13 protein-coding genes are annotated in these 24873 nt (G+C 71.4%); 4 read left to right on the top strand and 9 right to left on the bottom strand.

The window, feature by feature from the left end; translation table 11 throughout:
* Positions 1-59: 59 nt before the first annotated feature.
* The 3 genes from OG352_RS31620 to OG352_RS31610 are packed head-to-tail and all read left to right on the top strand — an operon-like array spanning position 60 to position 6738.
* Positions 60-5033 (top strand): Lhr family ATP-dependent helicase, encoded by a 4974-nt coding sequence (locus OG352_RS31620; RefSeq protein ID WP_329221620.1) that lies wholly within the window; start codon positions 60-62, stop codon positions 5031-5033.
* 42 nt (positions 5034-5075) lie between these two features.
* Positions 5076-5918 (top strand): Fpg/Nei family DNA glycosylase, encoded by an 843-nt coding sequence (locus tag OG352_RS31615; protein WP_329221619.1) that lies wholly within the window; start codon positions 5076-5078, stop codon positions 5916-5918.
* A gap of 55 nt (positions 5919-5973) precedes the next feature.
* Positions 5974-6738: an SDR family NAD(P)-dependent oxidoreductase gene (locus tag OG352_RS31610; RefSeq protein ID WP_329221618.1), complete on the top strand. Its 765-nt coding sequence runs from the start codon at positions 5974-5976 to the stop codon at positions 6736-6738.
* A 440-nt stretch (positions 6739-7178) separates the two neighbouring features.
* On the opposite strand, the gene OG352_RS31600 is transcribed toward OG352_RS31610, so the two are convergent.
* The 9 genes from OG352_RS31600 to OG352_RS31560 all read right to left on the bottom strand — a co-directional run bounded on the left by OG352_RS31600 (position 7179) and on the right by OG352_RS31560 (position 21695).
* The gene (locus tag OG352_RS31600) at positions 7179-7649 is read right to left on the bottom strand and encodes a Dps family protein (RefSeq protein WP_329221616.1); all 471 of its coding nucleotides are present in this window, start codon (positions 7647-7649) and stop codon (positions 7179-7181) included.
* Positions 7650-7908: 259 nt separating this feature from the next.
* Positions 7909-8289, bottom strand: a complete 381-nt coding sequence (locus OG352_RS31595) for a helix-turn-helix domain-containing protein (RefSeq protein ID WP_329221615.1) — start codon at positions 8287-8289, stop codon at positions 7909-7911.
* 109 nt (positions 8290-8398) lie between these two features.
* Complete coding sequence (locus OG352_RS31590) at positions 8399-8944, bottom strand: CinA family protein (protein ID WP_329221614.1); 546 nt, start codon at positions 8942-8944, stop codon at positions 8399-8401.
* Entirely contained in the window at positions 8941-9717 is a 777-nt protein-coding gene (gene pgsA, locus OG352_RS31585; protein WP_329221613.1) for a CDP-diacylglycerol--glycerol-3-phosphate 3-phosphatidyltransferase, read from the bottom strand. Before pgsA ends, OG352_RS31590 begins: the two co-directional genes overlap by 4 nt.
* On the bottom strand, positions 9714-11183 hold the full coding sequence (rimO, locus tag OG352_RS31580) for a 30S ribosomal protein S12 methylthiotransferase RimO (protein WP_329221612.1): 1470 nt from the start codon (positions 11181-11183) through the stop codon (positions 9714-9716). The genes pgsA and rimO overlap by 4 nt, the downstream gene beginning before the upstream one ends.
* A gap of 91 nt (positions 11184-11274) precedes the next feature.
* Entirely contained in the window at positions 11275-12111 is an 837-nt protein-coding gene (locus OG352_RS31575) for a helix-turn-helix domain-containing protein (RefSeq protein ID WP_329221611.1), read from the bottom strand.
* Between the two features lie 267 nt (positions 12112-12378).
* On the bottom strand, positions 12379-15090 hold the full coding sequence (locus tag OG352_RS31570; RefSeq protein ID WP_329221610.1) for a DNA translocase FtsK: 2712 nt from the start codon (positions 15088-15090) through the stop codon (positions 12379-12381).
* Between the two features lie 177 nt (positions 15091-15267).
* Positions 15268-15954 (bottom strand): response regulator, encoded by a 687-nt coding sequence (locus tag OG352_RS31565; protein WP_329221608.1) that lies wholly within the window; start codon positions 15952-15954, stop codon positions 15268-15270.
* Between the two features lie 278 nt (positions 15955-16232).
* The gene (locus tag OG352_RS31560; RefSeq protein WP_329221607.1) at positions 16233-21695 is read right to left on the bottom strand and encodes a HAMP domain-containing protein; all 5463 of its coding nucleotides are present in this window, start codon (positions 21693-21695) and stop codon (positions 16233-16235) included.
* Positions 21696-22090: 395 nt separating this feature from the next.
* On the opposite strand from OG352_RS31560, the gene OG352_RS31555 reads away from it, so the two are divergent.
* Positions 22091-24832, top strand: coding sequence for a SpoIIE family protein phosphatase (locus OG352_RS31555; RefSeq protein ID WP_329221606.1), 2742 nt, complete (start codon positions 22091-22093; stop codon positions 24830-24832).
* Positions 24833-24873 lie beyond the last annotated feature (41 nt).

Below are 24873 nucleotides of genomic sequence, written 5' to 3'. Positions count from 1 at the left end.
GCCGCACCCCACACCCGCAGGTCAGAGCCATTGTCAGTGGTCGGGTGCAGGATGGACGCATGGTCAGTTCCGCACACCGAGCCCTCGACGGCTTCTCCCCCGCGACCCGCGGCTGGTTCACGGGGGCGTTCTCCGCGCCCACCGCGGCCCAGGCGGGCGCGTGGCAGGCCATCGGCGAGGGTGCGGACGTGCTGGTGGTCGCCCCGACCGGCTCCGGCAAGACCCTGGCCGCCTTCCTGGCCGCCCTGGACCAGCTCGCCTCGACACCCCCGCCCGCCGACCCGAAGAAGCGCTGCCGCGTCCTGTACGTCTCCCCCCTCAAGGCCCTCGCGGTCGACGTGCAGCGCAACCTGCGCAGCCCGCTGACCGGTATCCGTCAGGAGTCCGTGCGCCTCGGCCTGCCCGAGCCGGAGGTCAGGGTCGGCATCCGCTCCGGCGACACCCCGCCCGCCGAGCGCCGCGCGCTGTCCACGCGCCCGCCGGACATCCTGATCACGACCCCCGAGTCCCTGTTCCTGATGCTGACGTCGGCCACCCGCGACGCCCTGACCGGCATCGAGACGGTCATCCTGGACGAGGTGCACGCGGTCGCCGGCACCAAGCGCGGCGCACACCTCGCGCTCTCCCTGGAGCGGCTCGACGAACTGCTGCCGAGGCCGGCCCGCCGCATCGGCCTCTCGGCGACGGTCCGCCCGGTCGACGAGGTCGCCCGCTACCTCTCCCCACAGCGCAAGGTGGAGATCGTCCAGCCGAAGTCCGGCAAGGAGTTCGACCTCTCGGTCGTCGTCCCCGTGGAGGATCTGGGCGAGCTGGGCGGCTCCCCGGTCGCCGACGGCTCCGAGGGAGCGGAGCGCCCGTCGATCTGGCCGCACGTGGAAGAGCGCATCGCCGACCTCGTCCAGGCCCACCGCTCCACGATCGTCTTCGCCAACTCCCGCCGCCTGGCCGAGCGCCTGTGCAACCGGCTGAACGAGATCGCTTACGAGCGGGCCACCGGCGAGCCGCTGGGCGAGCACCACGCCCCCGCCGAACTGATGGGCGGCTCGGGCGCGGCCCAGGGCGCCCCGCCCGTCATCGCGCGCGCCCACCACGGCTCGGTCTCCAAGGAGCAGCGCGCCCTGGTCGAGGAGGACCTCAAGGCCGGCCGCCTGCCCGCGGTCGTCGCCACCTCGAGCCTCGAACTGGGCATCGACATGGGCGCCGTCGACCTGGTGATCCAGGTCGAGTCGCCGCCCTCGGTGGCCTCCGGCCTCCAGCGCGTCGGCCGCGCGGGACACCAGGTGGGCGCGGTGTCCACGGGCGTCGTCTTCCCCAAGTACCGCGGCGACCTCGTCCAGGCAGCGGTGGTCACCGAGCGGATGCGCACCGGCTCGATCGAGTCCCTCAACGTCCCCGCCAACCCTCTGGACGTCCTGGCCCAGCAGCTCGTCGCCATGACGGCGCTCGACACCTGGCAGGTGGACGACCTGCTGGCCACGGTCCGCCGGGCCGCCCCCTTCGCCGCCCTCCCCGAATCCGCGTTCACGGCCGTCCTGGACATGCTCGCGGGCCGCTACCCGTCCGACGCGTTCGCCGAGCTGCGCCCGCGCGTGGTGTGGGACCGCGTCGCCGGCACGGTCACCGGCCGCCCCGGCGCCCAGCGCCTCGCCGTCACCTCCGGCGGCACGATCCCGGACCGCGGCCTCTTCGGCGTCTTCCTCGCGGGCGCCGACCCCAAGAAGGGCGGCGGCCGGGTCGGCGAACTCGACGAGGAGATGGTCTACGAGTCCCGCGTCGGCGACGTCTTCACCCTGGGCACCAGCTCCTGGCGCATCGAGGACATCACCCGCGACCGCGTCCTGGTCTCCCCGGCCCCCGGCGTCCCCGGCCGCCTGCCCTTCTGGAAGGGCGACCAGTTGGGCCGCCCGCTCGAACTCGGCCGCGCGGTGGGCGCGTTCCTGCGCGAGGTCGGCTCCCTCCCCAAGGAAGACGCCCGGCTCCGCCTGCTCACCGCGGGCCTGGACGCGTGGGCGGCCGACAACGTGCTCTCCTACCTGGACGAACAGCGCCAGGCCTGCGGCCACATTCCGGACGACCGCACGATCGTCGTCGAGCGCTTCCGCGACGAACTCGGCGACTGGCGGGTCGTCGTCCACTCCCCCTTCGGCGCCCAGGTCCACGCCCCCTGGGCCCTCGCCCTGGGCGCCAGGCTCGCCGAGCGCTACGGCATGGACGCCCAGGTGATGCACGCCGACGACGGCATCGTCCTGCGGCTGCCCGACGCCGACCTCATGGGCATGGACCTCCTCGACCGGGAGCCGATGAAGGCCGGCGCCGCCTTCGGCACGGAGTACGACGCCGAACAGGCGCCCGTCGGCGCGGCGGACGTCGTCTTCGACAAGGGCGAGGTCGACGGGATCGTCACCGACCAGGTCGGCGGCTCGGCCCTGTTCGCGGCACGCTTCCGCGAGTGCGCCGCCCGCGCGCTGCTGCTGCCGCGCCGCAGCCCGGGCAAGCGGACCCCGCTGTGGCAGCAGCGCCAGCGCGCCGCCCAACTGCTCCAGGTGGCGAGCGAGTTCGGTTCGTTCCCGATCGTCCTGGAAGCGGTCCGCGAGTGCCTCCAGGACGTCTTCGACGTCCCCGGCCTCGTGGAGCTGATGGGCGACCTGGAGTCCCGCAAGGTGCGCCTGGTCGAGGTCTCCACCCCGGAGCCGTCCCCCTTCGCACGCTCCCTCCTCTTCGGCTACGTCGCCCAGTTCCTCTACGAGGGGGACTCCCCGCTCGCCGAGCGCCGCGCCGCCGCCCTCTCCCTGGACTCACGTCTGCTGGCCGAGCTGCTCGGCCAGGCGGAGCTGCGCGAACTGCTCGACGCCGAGGTCCTCACCACACTGGAACGCGAACTCCAGTGGCTCACCGAGGACCGCCGCGCGAAGGACACCGAAAGCATCGCGGACCTTCTGCGCCTCCTCGGCCCGCTCACCGACGCCGAGCTGGCCGAGCGCGGCGCCGAACCGCACTGGGCACCGGAGCTGGCCGCCGCCCGCCGCGCGATCCGGGTCCGCATCGCGGGCGCCGACCACTGGGCCGCGATCGAGGACGCGGGCCGGCTGCGCGACGCGCTCGGCACGGCACTGCCGGTAGGCGTGCCGGAAGCCTTCACGGAGCCGGTCAAGGACCCCCTCGGCGACCTCCTCGCCCGCCACGCCCGCACCCACGGCCCGTTCACCTCCACCACCGCGGCCGCCCGCTTCGGCCTCGGCGTGGCGGTGACCGAGGGCGCCCTGCAGCGGCTCGCGGCGGGCGGGCGCGTCGTCCAGGGCGAGTTCCACCCGGCCGGCATCGGCCAGGAGTGGTGCGACGCGACGGTCCTGCGCAGGCTGCGCCGCCGCTCCCTGGCCGCCCTGCGGCACGAACTGGAGCCGGTCCCGCCGCCCGCGCTCGCCCAGTTCCTGCCCCAGTGGCAGCACATCGGCAAGGGCCACTCCCTGCGCGGCGTCGACGGACTGGTACGTGCCGTCGAGCAGCTCCAGGGCGCGTCGGTGCCCGCCTCGGCCCTGGAGCGACTCGTCCTGCCGTCCCGGGTACGGGACTACACCCCGGCGATGCTCGACGAACTCACCGCGGCCGGAGAGGTCGTCTGGGCCGGCGCGGGCGCCCTCCCCGGCAAGGACGGCTGGATCTCCCTGTACGTGGCGGACGCGGCGCCCCTGCTGCTGCCCCCGCCCCACCCCCTGGAGCCGACGGCGCTCCATCAGTCCGTCCTGGACGCCCTCTCCGGGGGCTACGGCCTGTTCTTCCGCCAGATCGCCGACCAGGTCCGCGCCACCACACACCCCGACGCCACCGATCCCCAACTCGCCGACGCCGTCTGGGACCTGGCCTGGTCCGGCCGGCTCACCAACGACACGCTCGCCCCCATGCGCTCCCTGCTGGGCTCGGGCCGCACGGCCGGCTCCACGGCCCACCGCGCCAGGCGCACGGTCCCGCGCGGCCGCTACGGCTCGCTGACGGCCGCGGCGCGCCCCGCCTCCCGCAGCGGCCCCCCGACCGTCGCCGGCCGCTGGTCCCTGCTCCCCGCCCACGAACCCGACCCCACCGTCCGCGCCCACGCCCTCGCCCGCACGCTCCTCGACCGGCACGGTGTGGTGACGCGGGGCGCGGTCGCGGCCGAGGGCGTCGAGGGCGGCTTCGCGGCGACGTACCGCGTCCTGTCCGTCTTCGAGGAGAGCGGTCAGGCCCGTCGCGGGTACGTCGTCGAGGGCCTCGGCGCCGCGCAGTTCGCCATGGACGGCGCGGTGGACCGCCTGCGCGCGGTGGCCAACGCCCGAGACCGCGGCGAGCCCCTGCCCGGCCCGAGCACCGCAACAAACACCCTGGACGACGTCACCTTCCCCTTCCCCGACGGCACCCCGTCCGGCGACGCGTGGGACCTCCCCGACCCCGACACCGCCTTCTCGTCCCCCTTCGACACCCCGAGCGCCCCCACCTCGCCGGGCGAGTACGTCTCCCCGCAGGACTTCGCCTCCCCGGGCGCCGGCGGCCCACGCGCGGGCGGCGGCTCCCAGAACGGCTCGGGCTTCCCCGCCCACCCCAACCCCAACCGCAGCCACGCCCAGAGCCGCAACCGCAACCGCAGCTCCTCCTACGCCTCCCCCGCCTCCCGCGCCGTCGTCCTCGCCGCCGCCGACCCGGCGAACGCGTACGGCGCCGCCCTGGGCTGGCCGGAACCACCGAGCAGCGCCGGGCACAAACCGGGCCGCAAGGCCGGCTCCCTGGTCGTCCTCGTCGACGGCGAGCTGACGCTCTACATGGAGCGCGGCGGCAAGACCCTGCTGGCCTGGCCCGCCACCCCGGACAGCGAGGACACACCCACCGACGACCCACGCCTGCACGCCGCCGCGGAGGCCCTCGCCGAGGCCGCACGCGCGGGCTCCCTCGGCACGGTCACGGTGGAACGCGTCAACGGCGCCTCGGCCCTCACCTCCCCCATCGGCACCCTCCTGGAAGGAGCAGGCTTCATCGCGACCCCACGAGGTCTACGCCTACGAGCATGACGACAACCACCCACCCCACCGCCCCCGTGCCACCCTTGACGCATGCCCGAAGGTGACACGGTCTGGCAGGCCGCGAGGCGACTGGACGACGCCCTCGCCGGCAAGGTGCTGACCCGCTCGGACCTCCGGGTCCCGAAGTACGCGACCGCCGACCTCACCGGCCGCACCGTCCTGGACGTCACCTCGCGCGGCAAACACCTCCTCACCCGCGTCGAAGGCGGCCTGACGCTCCACTCGCACCTGCGGATGGACGGCTCGTGGAAGGTGTACGCCGACGACCAGCGCTGGACCGGCGGCCCGGCGCACCAGATCCGGGTGATTCTCGGCACCCACGACCGGACCGCCGTCGGTTACCGCCTCCCCGTTCTCGACCTGCTGCGCACCACCGCCGAACAACGCGCCGTCGGCCACCTCGGCCCCGACCTGCTGGGCCCCGACTGGAACCCCGAGCGAGCCCTCGCCAACCTCCTCACGGATCCCGCCCGTCCCCTCGGCGAGGCTCTCCTCGACCAGCGCAACCTCGCCGGCATCGGCAACATCTACAAGAGCGAACTCTGCTTCCTCATCGGCGCCACCCCGTGGCTCCCCATCGGCGCCCTCCCCGCCGACCGCGCCGGGCGACTGCCCGCCCTCGCGAAGCGCCTGCTGGAGTCCAACCGCGACCGCCCGGTCCGCAGCACGACGGGCCGCCGCGGCCAGGACCTGTTCGTGTACGGCCGCGCGCCCCGCCCCTGCCTGCGCTGCGGAACACCGGTCCGCGCGGCCGACCAGGGCGACGGCTCCCGCGAGCGCCCGACCTACTGGTGCCCCACCTGCCAGACAGGCCCCGCCCCGGCTCCGGGCTCCCCACCGACGCGCCGCGTCCGCCCGCGCACCACCCGTTGACGTCGACGCTCCAGCCAATTGACGGACCGTCAGAAACCCTCGTACCGTCCCTCTCATGGCTGTGAAGGCGTACGACCTCACCGGACGCACCGCGTTCGTCACCGGCGCCGCGAGCGGAATCGGCCGCGCCTGCGCCGTACTGCTCGCGCAGGCAGGCGCCACCGTGCACGGCGCGGACCGCGACGCGCAGGGCCTGCACGAGACTGCGACGCTGATCAAGGACCAGGGCGGTACCGCCCGCACCCACCACCTCGACGTCACCGACCGTGTCCAGGTCCGGCAGGCCGTCGCGTCCTGCCAGCGGCTGGACGTCATGGCGGCGGTCGCGGGGATCATGCACAGCAGCCCGGTCCTGGAGACCCGCGACGAGGACCTGGACCGGGTCCTGGCCGTCAACTTCAAGGGCGTGCTGTACGCCTGCCAGGAGGCGGTCCGCCTGATGCTGGCGCGCGACAACGGCGGCAGCATCATCACCATGGCCTCGGGCGCCGTCGACACCGGCGGCCCCGGACTGCTCTGCTACGGCGCGGCCAAGGCGGCCGTGGTCCAGTTGACGAAGACGCTCGCGACCGAGGTCGGCCGGTACGGCATCCGCGTCAACGCCGTCGCCCCGGGCTGGATCCGCACCCCGATGACCGACCGCCACGACGCCGGCGCCCAGGCGCACACCGAGGCGCTCATATCCCGCATGTCACCGCTGGGCCGGGTCGGCGAACCGGAGGACATCGCCCACGCCGTCCTCCACCTGGCCTCGGACGCCTCGGCATTCACAACGGGCCAGATCCTCCGCCCAAACGGCGGCGTAGCAATGCCGTGGTAACCAACAGCCCCTCCAGCAGCCGTGCCCCTCCGCCCATCCCGTCCCATTCCCAACCCTGATCCCACCCGCAGCACACCTCCTGCACCACACTCCTCACTCCCCGCCCTCCGCACACGCACCCCCACTCCCACCCGCACCCCCAGACCCCCCGTCCTCCCTCACCCCCCGCCAAGCAGCCCTCCACCGCCCCTCCGCAACAGCTCCCACCGCCCGCGCCTTGGCCACGCAGTGCACCGGCAACAGACTCAGCCCCCACCCCCCGGCAGCGACCGCTCCCTCCAGCACCCCCGCGTCAGGCGCCACGGCGAGTCTCACCACGGCCCACCACCACACCGCGCCCAGCCCCAGGCCGAGCCCCAGCACAACCCCCCGCCCCACTATTCGCCCCGGCAGGGCGCACGAGCGCGACACCGCCGCATCACACGACTCAGCCCGCCGCCTCACACACTCTCCGCCTGGAACATCCAATGGTGCTTCTCCAGGTCGCCGGTGATCCCGATGAAGAGGTCCTGGCTCACAGGATCCGCATCCCCCGTGGCCGCCACCCGCTCCCGCATCCGGGTGATCACCGCACCCAGCGCGGAGACCAGCGTCCCGACCGCGTCGGAGTCCTTGACCCAGCCCTCCGGCACCGCACCGATCCCGCTGCTCGCGGCCACCGTCGCCGCACGCCCGTCCGGCGAGACGCCCAGCGCCGAGGCCCGCTCCGCGACCGTGTCGGAGTGGGCGCGGGCGACGTCCACGACCTCGTCGAGCTGGAGGTGCACGGACCGGAAGCGAGGCCCGACGACGTTCCAGTGGACCTGTTTGGCGACGAGCGACAGGTCGACCAGATCGACGAGCGCGCCCTGCAAGGCCTCGGAGACCGTCTTCAGGTCGGCGTCGGACAGGGGACTCTTCACCACGTACATCCGAACCTCCGATGGTTGGCTCCCGCCGTGCCCCTCCACGATGACCTCAGCGCCCGGCACCGGCAAACGGACGCGAATCCGAACGCCGACGAACACGGAACGGAACTTGGAACGGAACTCGGAACACAACGCGGAACGGAACACGAAAGACCCCGACCGCACCCCTCCGGATCTCCCGGAGGGGCCCCGGCCGGGGCCTCACATTCCTGCCTACGTGCCTACACGCGCCCACGCGCATGAACCTGCACGCACATGAACCTCAAGCGGCGACCACGTCCACCGCCTCGGCGGGTGCCTTGATGGTCACCCGCTCCGGTGGCACACCGGTCACCGACACGGAACCCAGCATCGGACGAACCGACGTGGGCACAGGCTCGCTGCGGGTTGCCGCTGCCGACTGGGCCAGCTCGGCGAGGGCGAGCTCGTCGCTCACTTCCCGCATGAGCTCGGACATCCGTACGTCCAGCGCGTCGCAGATGGCGGAGAGCAGCTCGGAGGATGCCTCCTTCTGCCCCCGCTCCACCTCGGAGAGATAGCCGAGTGAGACTCGGGCGGACGAGGAGACTTCGCGCAGAGTACGGCCCTGGCGCTGGCGCTGCCGACGCAGCACGTCACCCAGCAGGCGACGAAGCAGAATCATCGGTGGCTCCCTCCTCGGACCGCGTAGCCGCATCCTTCACGCCCCACCGTACCGCCTCGCGCTGCGGCCGTGCGGGGAGCGATGTCGTGTTCACTCAGGGCTGCAAACATCAAAACCCCCCGTTCTGTTCCGTATCCTGTGCCCGCTCGTTCCCGGTCTGTTCGCCCGCAAGCTCTGTCAGGAGCAGTGCGAGTACGCTCCGTACACTCTCTCTACGAATTTCCGCCCGGTCGCCGTTCAACCGCAGGGCCTCCACTTTTCCGCCAGCGGCGGAACCGGAAGCCGCGCCGATCGGCCCGTCCACGGCCACGAAGACCGTCCCGACGGGCTGTCCGTCCTGGGCGTCGGGGCCGGCCACCCCGGTCGTCGCGACGCCCCAGTCGGCGCCCAGCGTCTTGCGCACTCCGGCCGCCATCTGGGCCGCCACCTGCGCGTCCACCGCTCCCCGGGCGGCCAGCAGGCCCGCGTCGACCCCGAGCAGTTCGTGCTTGATCCCGGTCGCGTAGGCGGTGACCGAACCGCGGAAGACCTTGGACGCCCCGGGCACCGATGTGATCTCCGCCGCAACCAGACCACCGGTCAGCGACTCGGCCACGGCGAGCGTCTCCCCGTTGACCGTGAGTAGTCGCACCACGTCGGCGGCCGCGGAACTCACGCTTCCGTCTCCCGCGACGCGGCCTCGCGCTCGGCGATCCCCTGCCTGCGCAGCACAATGGCCTGTCTCACATAGTCGAGCCCGGTCACCACGGTCAGGACGACCGCCGCGGCCATCACCCAGAACCTCAGGGTCGCCAGCCACCCCGTCAGCGCCAGGACGTACATGCCGACGGCCACGCCCTGGGTGAGCGTCTTCAGCTTGCCGCCCCGGCTCGCCGGGATGACGCCGTACCGGATGACCAGGAAACGCAGCAGCGTGATCCCGAGTTCCCGGCCGAGGATGACGATCGTCACCCACCACGGCAGGTCGCCGAGCGAGGAGAGACAGATCAGCGCCGCTCCCATGATCGCCTTGTCGGCGATGGGGTCGGCGATCTTCCCGAAGTCGGTGACGAGGTCGTACGTCCGGGCCAGATGACCGTCGAACAGGTCGGTGATCATGGCGATCGCGAAGGCCGCCCAGGCGAGCGCACGCCACGCCGGGTCGTAGCCGCCGTCGGCCAGCATCAGCGCGACGAAGCCGGGCACCAGGATCAGCCGGAGCATCGTCAGCAGATTGGCGATGTTCCAGACGCTCGCCTGGTTGACGGCGGCGGCCGCCAGCTTCGCGCCGCGCGGGGGCCTGCCGGCGTCCTGGCCGTCGACGGCGGCACCGGAGACATCAGGGGCGTCGGAGACGTCGGTGGCCGGGCCGACGACCGGGCTCGCACCCGCTGCGCCCTTCGCCTGCGGCGAGGAGCCGCCCGCGGCCGATGCCGGAGCACCCGTCATCTGCCCGCCTCCTCACTACACCCGAACGAACCCGGCAGGGGCTCGGCCACCAGGTCGACACCTTCCGTACCGACCACCTTCGCCTCGACCATACGACCGACGCTCAGGCTTTCGCCCGACGTGAGCAGCACCTGCCCGTCCGTCTCCGGCGCCTGGTGCGCGCCACGGCCGTGCACACCCTCCTCGTCCAGCGACTCGACGAGCACGTGCACGGTCTCGCCGACCCGTTCCTCGGCCCGCTGCGAGACGAGTTCCTCGGCGAGCCGGGAGACCCGGGCGAGCCGCTCCGCGACGACGTCGACGTCGAGCTTGTCGTCGTACGTCGCGGCCTCGGTGCCCTCCTCGTCGGAGTAGCCGAAGACGCCGATGGCGTCCAGCCGCGCGCCGTTCAGGAAGCGCTCAAGCTCCGCGAGGTCGGCCTCGGACTCTCCGGGGAAGCCCACGATGAAGTTGGAGCGCACGCCCGCCTGGGGCGCCTTGGCGCGGATGGTGTCGAGCAGTTCCAGGAAGCGGTCCGTGTCGCCGAAGCGGCGCATCGCGCGCAGCACACCGGGCGCGGAGTGCTGGAAGGACAGGTCGAAGTAGGGCGCGATCTTGGGCGTGGAGGTCAGCACGTCGATCAGACCGGGCCGCATCTCGGCCGGCTGGAGGTAGCTGACGCGCACCCGTTCGAGCCCGTCGACGTCCGCCAGCTCCGGGAGCAGGGACTCCAGCAGCCGGATGTCGCCGAGGTCCTTGCCGTAGGAGGTGTTGTTCTCGGAGACCAGCATGATCTCCTTGACGCCCTGTTCGGCCAGCCACCGCGTCTCGTTCAGCACGTCGCTCGGGCGGCGGGAGATGAAGGAGCCGCGGAAGGACGGGATGGCGCAGAAGGTGCAGCGCCGGTCGCAGCCGGAGGCGAGCTTGACCGAGGCGACGGGGGCGCCGTCCAGCCGTCGGCGCAGGGGCGCGCGGGGGCCGGAAGCGGGCGCGAGGCCGTCCGGGAGGTCGGTCGGGCCGTGCCCCGGAAGCGCGACCGAAGCGGCCGACTCCTGCCGCTCGGCCGGGCTGATGGGCAGCAGCTTGCGCCGGTCGCGCGGGGTGTGGGAGGCGTGGATGCCGCCGTTCAGAATGGTCTGGAGGCGCTCGGAGATGTCGGAGTAGTCGTCGAAGCCGAGCACGCCGTCGGCCTCGGGCAGGGCTTCGGCGAGCTCCTTGCCGTACCGCTCGGCCATGCAGCCCACTGCCACGACGGCCTGGGTTCTGCCGTGCCCCTTGAGGTCGTTGGCCTCGAGCAGGGCGTCGACGGAGTCCTTCTTGGCGGCGTCGACGAAACCGCAGGTGTTGACGACGGCCACGTCGGCGTCCTCGGCGTCCTCCACGAGCTGCCAGCCGTCCGCCTCCAAACGGCCTGCGAGCTCCTCCGAGTCCACCTCGTTACGGGCGCAGCCAAGGGTGACGAGTGCGACGGTACGGCGTTCAGGCATGGGCTCAAGACTACTTTGTCCCACCGACACCGAACGTCGACGGGGTTGACGAAGGTCGTCAACCCCGTGGCCGCACGAAGCCCCGCCCGGCTCAGCCGACCTGCGGGTCGCCCTTCGTGTACGTCAGACGCTCCACCGCGCCGGGCTGGAAGTCGTCGTTGAGCTTCTTGCCGTTGACGTACAGATCGATCGCGCCGGCGTCGCCGAGGACGAGGCTGATCTTCTCGCTGTCCTGGAAGGTCTTGGAGTCGCCCTGCTTGAGCAGGCCGTCGAAGAGCAGGCGGCCGTTGTGGTCCTTGGCGTAGATCCAGCTGCGCCCGTCGGTCGCGCTGACCTGGACGGTCACCTTGTCCTGGGGGGCGGCGGCGATGGCGCTGTCGGAGGGCTGCGGCGTCTTGTCGGCGGGCTTGTCGGTCTTCGGCGTGGGCGAGACGGTCTTGTCGGTCGCGGGGGTGGCCTCGGCGACCTGGTCCTTCGACCCGCCGTCGTCGCCGCCCTTGACCGCGGTGAAGCCGACGAAGCCGACGACGGCGACGATCGCGGCGACCATGGCCGCCGTCCAGTTCGGCCCGCGCCGCTCGGGGCGGATGCGTTCCGCCTCGAACAGGGGCGCGGCCGGCGTCGGTGCGGGACGGCCGCCGTGGGTGGCGTCGAACCGCTCCATCAGCGCGGCGGGGTCGAGGTGGACGGCCCTGGCCAGGGTCCTGATGTGCCCGCGCGCGTAGACGTCTCCGCCGCAGGGAGCGAAGTCGTCCGCCTCGATGGCGTGGACGATGGCGATACGGACCCGGGTGGCGGTACTGACGTCGTCGACGGTGAGCCCGGCCGCGATGCGCGCCTGCTGCAGGGCACGGCCGATGGAGAAGGGGGCTTCCTCGGACGGGTCTTCGAACGGACGCTCGTCTTCAGGGGAGTTGCCGATGGACACGGGGGCGCCTTTCGAGCGTGTAGCCACCTGTGCTGGAGGTTCAGTCTAGGGGGGGTGCCAAAGAGAGGGGCAACCGGGCGGTGGGACTTTGTACGCCATCGGTATGGCCGGACATGCCGATGACGGGCCGGTTACGGCCCCGGCGAGGAGCCGCACCTGTCCTCTCGCTCAACTTGACGTACGTCAAAGGGAAACGGTTGCCCACCGCTCTCTAACGGGTGAGTCACGGCCGACCTCCGTTCCCCGCACTGACGTCTACCCCGACGTCTACCCCGCAGACTCCCCCCGGATCACCGAGAGCACGCCATCCAACTCGTCCGGCTTCACGAGGACGTCCCGCGCCTTGGATCCCTCACTGGGCCCGACGATGTTCCGCGACTCCATGAGGTCCATCAGCCGGCCGGCCTTGGCGAAGCCGACGCGCAGCTTGCGCTGGAGCATGGACGTCGACCCGAACTGGGTGGAGACCACCAGCTCGGCCGCCTGGCACAGCAGGTCGAGGTCGTCGCCGATGTCCTCGTCGATCTCCTTCTTCTGCTTGGTGCCGACGGTGACGTCGTCCCGGAAGACCGGCGCCATCTGGTCCTTGCAGTGCTGGACGACCGCCGCGACCTCTTCCTCGGTCACGAAGGCGCCCTGCATACGCGTGGGCTTGTTCTGACCCATCGGCAGGAACAGCCCGTCGCCCTTGCCGATCAGCTTCTCGGCGCCCGGCTGGTCGAGGATGACGCGCGAGTCGGCGAGCGAGGAGGTGGCGAAGGCGAGCCGGGAGGGCACGTTCGCCTTGATGAGGCCGGTCACGACGTCGACCGAAGGGCGCTGCGTGGCGAGCACCAGGTGGATACCGGCCGCGCGCGCGAGCTGCGTGATCCGCACGATCGAGTCCTCGACGTCGCGCGGGGCGACCATCATCAGGTCGGCGAGCTCGTCCACGATCACCAGCAGGTACGGGTACGGCTGAAGCTCCCGCTCGCTCCCCAGGGGCGGCTTGACCTTGCCGTTCCTTATGGCCTCGTTGAAGTCGTCGATGTGCCGGAAGCCGTACGCCGCGAGGTCGTCGTAGCGCAGGTCCATCTCCCGTACGACCCACTGCAGGGCCTCGGCGGCCCGTTTGGGGTTGGTGATGATCGGCGTGATCAGGTGCGGGATGCCCTCGTAGGCGGTGAGCTCGACGCGCTTGGGGTCGACCAGGACCATCCGCACGTCCTCGGGGGTCGCGCGGACCATGATCGACGTGATCAGGCAGTTGATGCACGACGACTTGCCGGAACCGGTGGCTCCGGCCACCAGGACGTGCGGCATCTTCGCAAGGTTGGCCATCACATAGCCGCCCTCGACGTCCTTGCCGAGCGCCACCAGCATCGGGTGGTCGTCCTCGGCCGCGTCCGCGAGCCGCAGCACGTCCCCGAGGTTGACCATCTCCCGGTCGGTGTTCGGGATCTCGATGCCGACCGCGGACTTGCCCGGGATCGGGCTGATGATCCGTACGTCGGGGCTGGCGACGGCGTACGCGATGTTCTTGGCCAGCGCGGTGATCCGCTCGACCTTCACGGCGGGGCCGAGCTCGACCTCGTAGCGCGTGACCGTCGGCCCGCGGGTGAAGCCGGTGACGGCGGCGTCGACCTTGAACTCGGTGAAGACGTTCGTCAGCGAGGCGACGACGACGTCGTTGGCCGCGCTGCGCACCTTGCCGGGGCCGCCGCGCTCCAGGAGGTCGAGGGAGGGCAGGGAGTAGGTGATGTCGCCGGAGAGCTGGAGCTGTTCGGCGCGCGGCGGCAGCTCGCGCATCTCCTCGGGGGCCGACTTGGTCAGGTCGGGGACCGCCCCGCCGACCTTGAGCCGCTCCTGCCGGGGGCGGGAGGCCGGCGCCGGGACGGGCGTCGGCGTCGTCGGCTCCCGGTCGCCGACGCTCACACCGTGGGTGAGGTCGGCGACGAGCGGCGAGGGCGGCATGCCGTGCAGGACGGCGCCGTCGAGGTCGGCCGCGGCGGCAGCGGCGATGTCCACGGCGTCCAGTTGCCGGTCCATGGCCGGCTGCGGCACCGCGGAGCGCCGGGGGCGGCCGCGCCGCCGGGAGAGCGCCTCCTGCTCGGCGTCGTCGGGGTCGTACGACTGGGGGGCGCCCGAGCGCCGTCGGGGGCGCCCGGGCAGCGCCTCGCGCCACTGCTCGTCGTAGCGCGCGTCGTCGTCGCCGACCTCGTCGTACTCGTCCGCCGCCGGGTCGTGCAGGACGCCGAGCCGCACCCCGAGCTGCCGCAGCCGCTGCGGAACGGCGTTGACCGGGGTCGCCGTGACGACCAGCAGCCCGAAGACCGTGAGCAGCGCCAGCAGCGGTACGGCGAGGACCTCGCCCATGGTGTACGTCAGCGGGGTCGCCGCGCCCCAGCCGATGAGACCGCCGGCGTCCCTTATGGCCTGCATGCCGTCGCTGCGGGCGGGGGCGCCGCAGGCGATGTGGACCTGGCCGAGCACGCCGATGACGAGCGCGGACAGGCCGATCACGATGCGGCCGTTGGCCTCGGGCTTCTCGGGGTGCCGGATGAGGCGCACGGCGATCACCGCGAGGAGGATCGGCACGAGCAGGTCGAGCCGGCCGAAGGCGCCGGTCACCAGGATCTCGACGAGGTCGCCGACGGGACCGCGCAGATCGGCCCAGGTGCCCGCGGCGACGATCAGCGCGACGCCGAACAGCAGCAGCGCGACGCCGTCCTTGCGGTGGGCCGGGTCGAGGTTCTTCGCGCCGTTCCCTATGCCGCGGAACACGGCGCCGACGCCGTGCGCCAGCCCGAGCCAGACGGCGCGGACGAGTCGGTAGATGCCCCCGGTGGGATTGGGAGCCGGTGCGGGCGCGGGCTTCTTGGCCGCGGCTCTCTTGGCGGGCGCCTTCTTCGCCGGGGCCTTTTTGGCGGCGGCCTTCTTCGCCGGAGCGGCCGCCTTCTTGGCGGGCGGCTTCTTGGCTGCGGAGGGACGTGAGGCCATGGGTGTGAGGTTACCGGTGGAGACCACAAGGGACACGTGTGCCCACTGCTTCACCCGATCGTGTCGCCCGCGCCAAGGCGCGGAACTGACGCGTCCGCTTTGCCGGGAACGGGAACTGACGCGTCCTCATGCACAACACCATGCGTCGCACACGTCAGTTCCGTTCCGTGGATCCGATCAGTTCGGCGACGGCAGTGAGGTCGCGCCGCTGCCGGTGCCCGGCTCCAGGGCGTCCAGCGCCCGGCGCAGACCGGTGAGTTTGCGCTCCAGGTGCGCCGCCGTGGCCACCGCGGCCGCGTCCGCCGACTCGTCGTCGAGCTGCTTGGACAGGGCCTCCGCCTGCTCCTCGACGGCCGCGAGCCGCGCGGAGAGCTCGGCGAGCAGCCCCGCCGCCTCCTTCGCGCCGCCCGACGCGCTCTTGCCGCCACCGCCCTCCAACTGGAGCCGCAGCAGCGCCGCCTGCTCGCGCAACTGGCAGTTCTTCATGTACAGCTCGACGAACACCGAGACCTTCGCACGCAGCACCCACGGGTCGAACGGCTTGGAGATGTAGTCCACCGCGCCCGCCGCGTAACCGCGGAAGGTGTGGTGCGGCCCGTGGTTGATCGCGGTGAGGAAGATGATCGGGATGTCCCTGGTCCGCTCTCGCCGCTTGATGTGCGCGGCCGTCTCGAAGCCGTCCATTCCCGGCATCTGGACGTCCAGCAGAATGACCGCGAAGTCGTCCGTCAGCAGTGCTTTGAGCGCCTCTTCCCCGGACGATGCCCGCACCAGCGTCTGATCGAGCGCAGAGAGGATCGCCTCCAGCGCCAGCAGATTCTCCGGCCGGTCATCGACCAGGAGGATCTTGGCCTTCTGCACCATGGCCCGCCCTCCTCGCCCCGGCAGTGCACCGGGCGCCGCCCCTGGGGACGACTCCTTTGCGCCGCCCTTCCTTGTGCCGGTCATGGTAGCCGCACCCCGACCGTCGCCACACCCTGTCACCGTGATGTCACTGTGCACGTAGCGGGAACGCGGCAGGGGACCAGAAGGTTCCCCGGATTCCGCCCGGCTACACGGCGTCGGAAACCCCGAGTCGACAACTCCGGACGCAGGCCGATTGTTCCCGGCCCGCCGAAGGTTCCCGTCACGGCGCGGTCCCCTCACGCGTCCCGCATCCACTGCTGCATCACCGACAGCAGGTGATCGGGGTCGACCGGCTTCGTCACATAGTCGGAGGCGCCCGACTCCAGGGCCTTCTCCCGGTCGCCCTTCATCGCCTTCGCCGTCAGCGCGATGATCGGCAGCCCGGAGAACTGCGGCATCCGCCGGACCGCCGTCGTCGTCGCGTAGCCGTCCATCTCGGGCATCATGATGTCCATCAGGACGACCGCCACGTCGTCGTGCTGCTCCAGGACCTCGATGCCCTCGCGGCCGTTCTCCGCGTACAGCACCGACAGGCCGTGCTGCTCCAGGACGCTGGTCAGCGCGAACACGTTGCGGATGTCGTCGTCGACGATCAGCACCTTCTCGCCGCCGAACCGGATGCCCACGCGCGCGGGCGCCTCCGCGTCCTGTCCGCGGGCCGGCCAGTGCTCCGGCCTGCCCACCTGCTCGCCGCCGCTCGCCATGCGGCGCCGGCGCCGGAAGAGAGCCGCCGGACCGTTCTGCGCGTCCTGGTACGACCGCACCTCGGACGGCATCCGGATCTCCGCCTCGGACAGCTCCGACAGCTCGGCCGCCCCGTTCTCCGAGGCCACCAGGTCGCCGGCCTCCAGGGCGGGCACGACCTGCTGGTAGCCCTGCGGCGGCAACTCGCTCGGGTGCAGCGGCAGATACAGCGTGAACGTCGAGCCACGGCTCGGCTCGCTCTGCGCGTGGATCTCACCGCCGAGCAACTGCGCGATCTCCCGCGAGATGGACAACCCCAGTCCCGTACCGCCGTACTTGCGGCTGGTGGTGCCGTCCGCCTGCTTGAACGCCTCGAAGATCACCCGCATCTTGCTGGCCGCGATCCCGATGCCGGTGTCGGTCACCGAGAACGCGATCAACGGCGCGTCCGCGTCGGTCAGCGAACCGGCCTCCAGCAACTGCTCCCGGATCGCCAGCGGCACCTCCGCCCCGGCCGGCCGGATGACCAGCTCGACCGAACCGGAGTCGGTGAACTTCACCGCGTTGGACAGCAGGTTGCGCAGCACCTGGAGCAGCCGCTGCTCGTCGGTGTGCAGCGTGGCCGGCAGCTCCGGCGACACCCGCACCGACAGGTCGAGGCCCTTCTCCGCGGTCAGCGGCCGGAACGTGGCCTCCACGTAGTCGACCAACTGGACGAGCGCGATCCGCGTCGGCGAGACGTCCATCTTGCCCGCCTCGACCTTCGACAGGTCGAGGATGTCGTTGATCAACTGGAGCAGGTCGGAACCGGCCCCGTGGATCGTCTCGGCGAACTCGACCTGCTTCGGCGAGAGATTGCCCTCCGCGTTGTCGGCGAGCAGCTTGGCCAGGATCAGCAGCGAGTTGAGCGGCGTACGCAGCTCGTGCGACATGTTGGCGAGGAACTCGCTCTTGTAGCGCATCGACACCGCGAGCTGCTCGGCACGCTCCTCCAGGACCTGCCGCGCCTCCTCGATCTCGGTGTTCTTCACCTCGATGTCGCGGTTCTGCTGGGCCAGCAGCTCGGCCTTCTCCTCCAGTTCGGCGTTGGACGCCTGAAGGGCTTTCTGCCGCTGCTCCAACTCGGCCGACCGCTCCCGCAGTTGCTCGGTCAGCTCCTGCGACTGCTTCAGCAGCAGCTCGGTCTTGGTGTTGACGGAGATGGTGTTGACGCTGGTCGCGATCATCTCGGCGAGCTGGTTGAGGAAGTCCTTCTGGATCTGTGTGAACTTCGTGAACGAAGCCAGCTCGATCACGCCGAGCACCAGGCCCTCGAACAGCACCGGCAGCACGATCACCTGCGCGGGCGGCGCCTCGCCGAGCCCCGAGGAGATCTTCAGATAGCCGCTCGGGGCGTTCGCGACGAGAATCGTGCGCTTCTCCTTCGCGGCCGTCCCGACCAGCGCCTCACCCGGCCGGAACGACGTCGGCATGGAGCCCATCGAGTACCCGTACGACCCCAGCATGCGCAGCTCGTACTGGTCGGCGTCGCCGTCGGCCGGCGGCATCGCCAGGAAGAACGCGCCGTGCTGCGCGGCCACCAGGGGCGGCAGCTCGCTCATGATGAGCGAGGCCACGTCCTCCAGGTCGCGCCGCCCCTGCATCAGGGCCGACACGCGCGCGAGGTTGCCCTTGAGCCAGTCCTGTTCCTTGTTGGCGATCGTGGTGTCACGCAGGTTGGCGATCATCTTGTTGATGTAGTCCTGGAGTTCCTGGATCTCCCCGGACGCGTCCACGTCGATCTTCAGGTTCAGGTCGCCGCGGGTCACCGCGGTCGCCACGCGCGCGATGGCACGCACCTGCCGGGTCAGGTTCCCGGCCATCTCGTTCACCGACTCGGTGAGGTCGCGCCAGGTGCCGTCGACGTCACGCACGCGTGCCTGACCGCCGAGCTGCCCCTCGGTACCCACCTCGCGGGCGACCCGGGTGACCTCCTCGGCGAAGGACGACAGCTGGTCGACCATCGTGTTGATGGTCGTCTTCAGCTCGAGGATCTCCCCGCGCGCGTCGATGTCGATCTTCTTCGTCAGGTCACCCTTGGCGATGGCCGTCGTGACCATGGCGATGTTGCGCACCTGGCCGGTCAGGTTGGACGCCATCTGGTTCACCGACTCGGTGAGGTCCTTCCAGGTACCCGCCACACCCGGCACGTGCGCCTGACCGCCGAGGATGCCGTCCGTGCCCACCTCACGGGCCACCTTGGTGACCTGGTCGGCGAACGAACTCAGCGTCTTCACCATGGTGTTGAAGGTGTCGGCGAGCTGCGCGACCTCGCCGCGCGCCTCGATCGTCACCGTCCGCGTCAGGTCACCGTTGGCGACGGCCGCCGCGACCTGGGAGATGTTGCGCACCTGCATGGTCAGGTTCTTGGCCATCAGGTTGACGTTGTCGGTGAGGTCCTTCCAGATGCCCGTGACACCCGACGCGTGCGCCTGGCCGCCGAGGATGCCCTCGGTGCCCACCTCCCGGGCCACCCGGGTCACCTGCTCGGCGAACGACGACAGCTGGTCGACCATCGTGTTCACGGTGGTGACGAGCTCGAGGATCTCGCCCTTGGCGTCGACGGTGATCTTCTTCGACAGATCGCCCTTGGCGACCGCGGTCGTGACATCGGCGATCTGACGCACCTGGATCGTCAGGTTGTTCGCCATGAAGTTCACGGACTGCGTGAGGTCCTTCCAGGTACCGGAGACCCCCTGCACCTCGGCCTGCCCGCCGAGCTGCCCCTCCGTACCGACCTCCCGGGCCACCCGCGTGACCTCCTGGGCGAACGACGACAGCTGGTCGACCATCGTGTTCAGGGTGTTCTTCAGCTCCAGGATCTCCCCGCGCGCGTCCACGGTGATCTTCTGGGAGAGGTCACCGCGGGCCACGGCGGTGGCGACCTGCGCGATGTTGCGCACCTGGGCGGTGAGGTTGCCGGCCATGCCGTTCACCGAGTCCGTCAGGTCCCGCCACACACCGGCGACACCGGGCACCTGCGCCTGCCCGCCGAGCTGCCCGGCCGTGCCCACCTCGCGCGCGACCCGGGTCACCTGGTCGGCGAAGGCGGAGAGCTGGTCGACCATCGTGTTGATGGTGTTCTTCAGCTCCAGGATCTCGCCGCGCGCGTCGACGTCGATCTTCTGCGAGAGGTCGCCCCGGGCCACGGCCGTCGTCACCTGCGCGATGTTGCGCACCTGCGACGTGAGGTTGCCCGCCATCGAGTTGACGGAGTCGGTGAGCTCCTTCCACGTGCCCGAGACGCCGTCCACCCGGGCCTGCCCGCCGAGCCGGCCCTCCGTACCCACGTCCCGGGCCATCCGGGTCACCTGGTCGGCGAACGACGACAGCTGGTCCACCATCGTGTTCACGGTGTTCTTCAGCTGGGCCATCTCGCCGGAGACGTCCACGGTGACCTTCTGCGACAGGTCGCCGTTGGCCACCGCCGTGGTGACCTGCGCGATGTTCCTCACCTGTCCGGTGAGATTCCTGAACGCCGTGTTGACGGAGTCCGTCAGGTCCTTCCACGTCCCCGCCGCGCCCGACACCTGCGCCTGACCGCCGAGTTCACCCTCGACCCCGATCTCCCGCGCCACCCGCGTGACCTCGGCGCCGAAGGCCGACAGCTGGTCGACCATCCCGTTGACGGTGTTCTTCAGCTCCAGCATCTCGCCGGCCACGTCCACCGTGACCTTCTGCGACAGATCGCCGCTGGCCACAGCCGTCGTCACCGCGGCGATGTCCCGCACCTGAGTGGTGAGATTGCGGAACACCGTGTTGACGGAGTCCGTCAGGTCCTTCCACGTCCCCGCCGCGCCCGGCACGTTCGCCTGACCGCCGAGCTGCCCCGCGGCTCCGACCTCGTTGGCCACGCGCGTGACCTCGTCCGCGAAGGTCCGCAGCGTCTCGGTCATCTGGTTGATCGTGTCGGCGAGTTGCGCGACCTCGCCGCGCGCCGACACCGTCACCTTCTGCGACAGATCGCCGTTGGCGACCGCCGTCGTCACCTCCGCGATCCCGCGCACCTGGGCCGTCAGGTTCCCGGCCATGGTGTTCACCGAATCGGTGAGCTCTTTCCACACCCCGTCCACACCGGACACCTGCGCCTGACCGCCCAGGATGCCCTCGGTGCCCACCTCCCGGGCGACCCGGGTCACCTCCGACGAGAACGCGGAGAGCTGGTCCACCATCGTGTTGACGGTGTTCTTCAGCTCGAGCATCTCGCCCTCGACGTGAACCGTCACCTTCCGGGACAGATCACCCTTGGCCACGGCCGTCGTCACCAGCGCGATGTCCCGCACCTGCGCCGTCAGCCGATACGCCATCGTGTTGACGGACTCCGTGAGGTCCTTCCACGAACCGGACATACCGCGTACCTGGGCCTGCCCGCCCAACTTGCCCTCGGTGCCCACCTCGCTGGCCACGCGGGTGACCTCGTCGGTGAACGTCGACAACTGGTCGACCAGGTTGTTCACCGTCCGCCCGACCTTCAGGAACTCCCCGCGCAGCGGATGCCCGGTCCCCTCCGGCGTGTGCGTCCGGAGCTCCATCCGCGGCGACAGATCGCCCTCGGCCACCGCCGACAGCACCCGCCCGACCTCGGAAACAGGCCGTACGAGGTCGTCGACCAGCGCGTTCGAGTTGTCGATGGCGGTCGCCCAGGACCCCTCGCAGGCGCCCGTCTCCAGCCGCTCGGTGAGCTTTCCCTCACGTCCCACCATCCGCCGCACCCGCGACAGCTCACCCGTGAGGTGGAGATTTCGGTCCGCGACCTCGTTGAACACGGCCGCGATCTCCGACATCACGCCGTCCCCGGACACCGTGAGCCGCTTGCGGAAATTCCCCTCCCGCATGGACACGAGGGCGACCAGCAGCCGGTCCAGGGCCGCCGTGTCCACGACGGTCGTCCCGCCGCGTGGTGTGCGCTGCCTGCTCAGGGACTGTCCGCCTTTCGCGCGCGTCTTAGTGCCCCGCGTCGCTGCGCCAGACTCCACTTGTCCCTCCCGCAGGGATCGACCGTCATCGTTTTGCCTGGGTGCTGCCGGTAGTACTGGTGCTGCTGCTCGCGCTACCTGTTACCGCCGGGTAATCCACCTGATCAAACCAGGCGTGCCCGGGAGGCTGCTGCCCCCTGTACTCAGAAGACACCCAGTCTGCCCGGACCTTCACAAGAAGCTTGCCCAGTGTTTCACCCTTGTCGAACCCGGCCATAACAGTTCGGCAGCTTCGCACATCGTCCCCACACCGTCGGGCGAAAACACTGGTGACCGGCATCCGCAGGGACCCGGAAGGTAAGTAACCTTGCATCCGGCTGTCCAGCCACGCCGGTCCGTCCGGCCTGGGCGGTGGCACGAGCGCACGAGCGGGCATCGGAGGGGCGGCCGCACACATGACCACCGGACTGATCCCGGGGGGACAGACCCCGGACCCCCGGCCTTCAAGCACGCGTCCGCCCCAGCAGCGGCGCGACCTGGCCGGTCAGGGATCCCTGCACGTCGACGACCGGCCGAGGAGTTCTGTGATCACCGCGCGCGCGGCCGCCAACTTCGAGCCCGTCGGGCGATCGGTGGCGACGGCCCGCTCCTTCGTCCGCGACACCCTCCAGGGCTGGGGCTTCGCCGACATCGTCGACGACGCCGTCGTCCTCACCAGCGAACTGGTGACGAACGCGGTCGTCCACGCGGGCACCCACGCCGACGTCCTGTGTCTGCGCAGCGACGACGGCGTCCGCATCGAGGTGGCCGACCGGTATCCCGAACGCGAGATCCCCCTCCAGGGCTCCCCCTCCACCATGGGCAGCCCCGACCGCGAAGGCGGCCGCGGCCTCCAGCTCTGCGCGGCCATCGCCGGCCGCTGGGGCGTCGACTACACCCCCATCCACAAGAAGGTCTGGTTCCAACTCGACCTCCCCGACCGCCCGGTGGGCACCCGCACCGCCGGCCCGTCCCTCCCCGCCGACCTCCTCCCGCTCGCCGACAGCCGAGTCCGCGTGGCGGTCGTCCAGATCGACCGTGTGGGCGCCATCTCGGCGTGGAACGAGGACGCCGAGGAACTCTTCGGCTACCCCGCCGACCAGGTCATCGGCAAGCCCCTCACCGACCTCGCCGCCTGGCCGCACACCCCCGGCACCAGCACCGGCATCGTGGAGGCCCTCCAACTCTCCCGCTGGGAGGGCAGCTACGGCATCCGCAGCTCCAGCGGCCGCGTCACACCCGTGTACGCCTCCCACCTCCGGGTCCGCGACACCGACGGCGAGCCCTCCACGGTCTGTCTCCTCGTCCGCGACCACGAACGCGCGGTCCTGCAGACCCCGTTGCGCGTTCCGGCCTCCGACCCGGCCACCGGCTCCGACGGCCAGAACGCCGACCCGTTCGAGGTGTTCATCGGCTCTCCGGCCCCGGACGACCTCGACGGCCTCCTCCAGCGCACGGTGGAGCGCGCCCGCGACATGCTCGACGCCGACTCCGCGTTCCTCCTCCTGGCGACCGACGACGAGACGGAGTTGGAGGTCCGCGCCTCCACCGGCCTGCCCTCCGCCCGCCAGCGCTTCGCGCGCGTTCCCGTCGAGGCGGGCCCGGGCCGCTACGGCTCGGCCCGCATGCCGGCCGTCCACGAGGACCTGCTGGCCGTCCCCGGCGCCGTCCCCCTGCTCAACGGCACGGGCATGCGGTCGGTCGTCACGGTCCCGCTGAAGGTCGAGGGCCGCCTGACCGGCTCCCTCGGCGTGGCGGCCGAGGCCCCGAACCGCTACTCCAACGAGGAGGCCCTACGCCTGCAGTTCGCGGCCGACCGCATCGCGCTGGCCGTGGAGTCGGCCCGCCTGGGCGAGTTGGAGCGCCTGCGCCGCGGCTCCCTGAGCTTCCTCGTCGAGGCCTCCGACCTCCTCGCGGGCACCCTGGACCGCGACCAGACCCTGGCCCTCATGGCCCAGATGACGGTCCCGACCCTGGCCACGTGGTGCGCGGTCTACACGATCGCCGACCAGGCCTCCGACCCCTACCTCTCGTACGTCCTGCACGAGGACGAGGAACTCATCGACGGCATCAAGTCGTTGCTGTCGAAGATCGCCCCGCCGGACCCGGTACCCACCCCCGGCGCCCGGGTCTGGGCGGCCCCCGCCGCGGCCGCGCACGACGCGGCCCTGCGCAGCTCCATGCGCAGCCTGGGCCTGACCGGCGGCCCGACCCACCAGGTGTCCTCAGGAATCGGCCCCACTCTGGCGACGGCCTCGGCGGTGGGCGGCGAGACCGTCGTCCTCCCGCTGGTCGCCCGCAACCGCGTCATCGGCATGCTGACCCTCGGCAAGCCCACCGACGAACACTTCCGCCAGGAAATCCTGGAACTGGCCGAGGACTTGTCCCGCCGCGCCGCCCTCGCCCTCGACAACGCCCGCCTCTACTCCGAGCGCACGGCCATCAGCCAGGCCCTCCAGCGCAGCCTCCTGCCCCCGGAGACCCCCAAGATCGACGGCGTCGAGGTCGAGGTCATCTACCGCGCGGCCGGCGAGGGCAACGAGGTCGGGGGCGACTTCTACGACGTCTTCCCCATCAGCGACGGCGTCTACGGCTTCGCCATCGGCGACGTCTGCGGCACGGGCCCGAACGCCGCGGCGGTGACGGGCCTCGCCCGCCACGCCCTGCGGCTGCTGGCCCGCGAGGGCCTCAGCGGCCCGGCCGTCCTGGAGCGCCTCAACTCGGCCATCCTCGACGAGGGCGCCCGCAGCCGCTTCCTGACCCTCCTCTACGGCGAGATGCGCCCGCAGGAGGACGGCAGCGCGGAGCTGAAGGTGGTCTGCGCCGGCCACCCGCTCCCCCTCCGCCTGCGTCAGGACGGCACGGTCGAGGCGGCCGCCGAACCCCAGCCGCTCCTGGGCGTCATGGAGGACCTGGAGCTCTACGAGCAGACGGTCACCCTCGACCCGGGCGATGTCCTGCTCTGCGTCACGGACGGCGTCACCGAGCGCCGCGAGGGCACCCGCATGCTGGGCGACGACGGTCTCGCCGACGTCCTTACGACCTGCACGGGCCTGACGGCCGGCGCGGTCGCCGCCCGCATCATGCGCGCGGTGGAACGTTTCGCGTCCGACGCCCCGTCCGACGACATGGCGATCCTGGCGATGCGGGTGGCGTGAGGAAATCAGGGCATGAGAAAAGCCCCCGCCCGAAAGGGCAG

The sequence above is a fragment of the Streptomyces sp. NBC_01485 genome, assembly GCF_036227125.1.
In the GTDB taxonomy this organism is placed as follows: domain Bacteria; phylum Actinomycetota; class Actinomycetes; order Streptomycetales; family Streptomycetaceae; genus Streptomyces.
This window is presented reverse-complemented; position numbering and strand designations above follow the sequence as displayed.

Bases quoted from the DNA above. Each gene is read 5' to 3' on its own strand.
- OG352_RS31620 (WP_329221620.1), top strand. From the start codon at position 60: ATGGTCAGTTCCGCACACCGAGCCCTCGACGGCTTCTCCCCCGCGACC.
- OG352_RS31615 (WP_329221619.1), top strand. From the start codon at position 5,076: ATGCCCGAAGGTGACACGGTCTGGCAGGCCGCGAGGCGACTGGACGAC.
- OG352_RS31610 (WP_329221618.1), top strand. From the start codon at position 5,974: ATGGCTGTGAAGGCGTACGACCTCACCGGACGCACCGCGTTCGTCACC.
- OG352_RS31600 (WP_329221616.1), bottom strand. From the start codon at position 7,649: ATGTACGTGGTGAAGAGTCCCCTGTCCGACGCCGACCTGAAGACGGTC.
- OG352_RS31595 (WP_329221615.1), bottom strand. From the start codon at position 8,289: ATGATTCTGCTTCGTCGCCTGCTGGGTGACGTGCTGCGTCGGCAGCGC.
- pgsA (WP_329221613.1), bottom strand. From the start codon at position 9,717: ATGACGGGTGCTCCGGCATCGGCCGCGGGCGGCTCCTCGCCGCAGGCG.
- rimO (WP_329221612.1), bottom strand. From the start codon at position 11,183: ATGCCTGAACGCCGTACCGTCGCACTCGTCACCCTTGGCTGCGCCCGT.
- OG352_RS31570 (WP_329221610.1), bottom strand. From the start codon at position 15,090: ATGGCCTCACGTCCCTCCGCAGCCAAGAAGCCGCCCGCCAAGAAGGCG.
- OG352_RS31565 (WP_329221608.1), bottom strand. From the start codon at position 15,954: ATGGTGCAGAAGGCCAAGATCCTCCTGGTCGATGACCGGCCGGAGAAT.
- OG352_RS31555 (WP_329221606.1), top strand. From the start codon at position 22,091: ATGACCACCGGACTGATCCCGGGGGGACAGACCCCGGACCCCCGGCCT.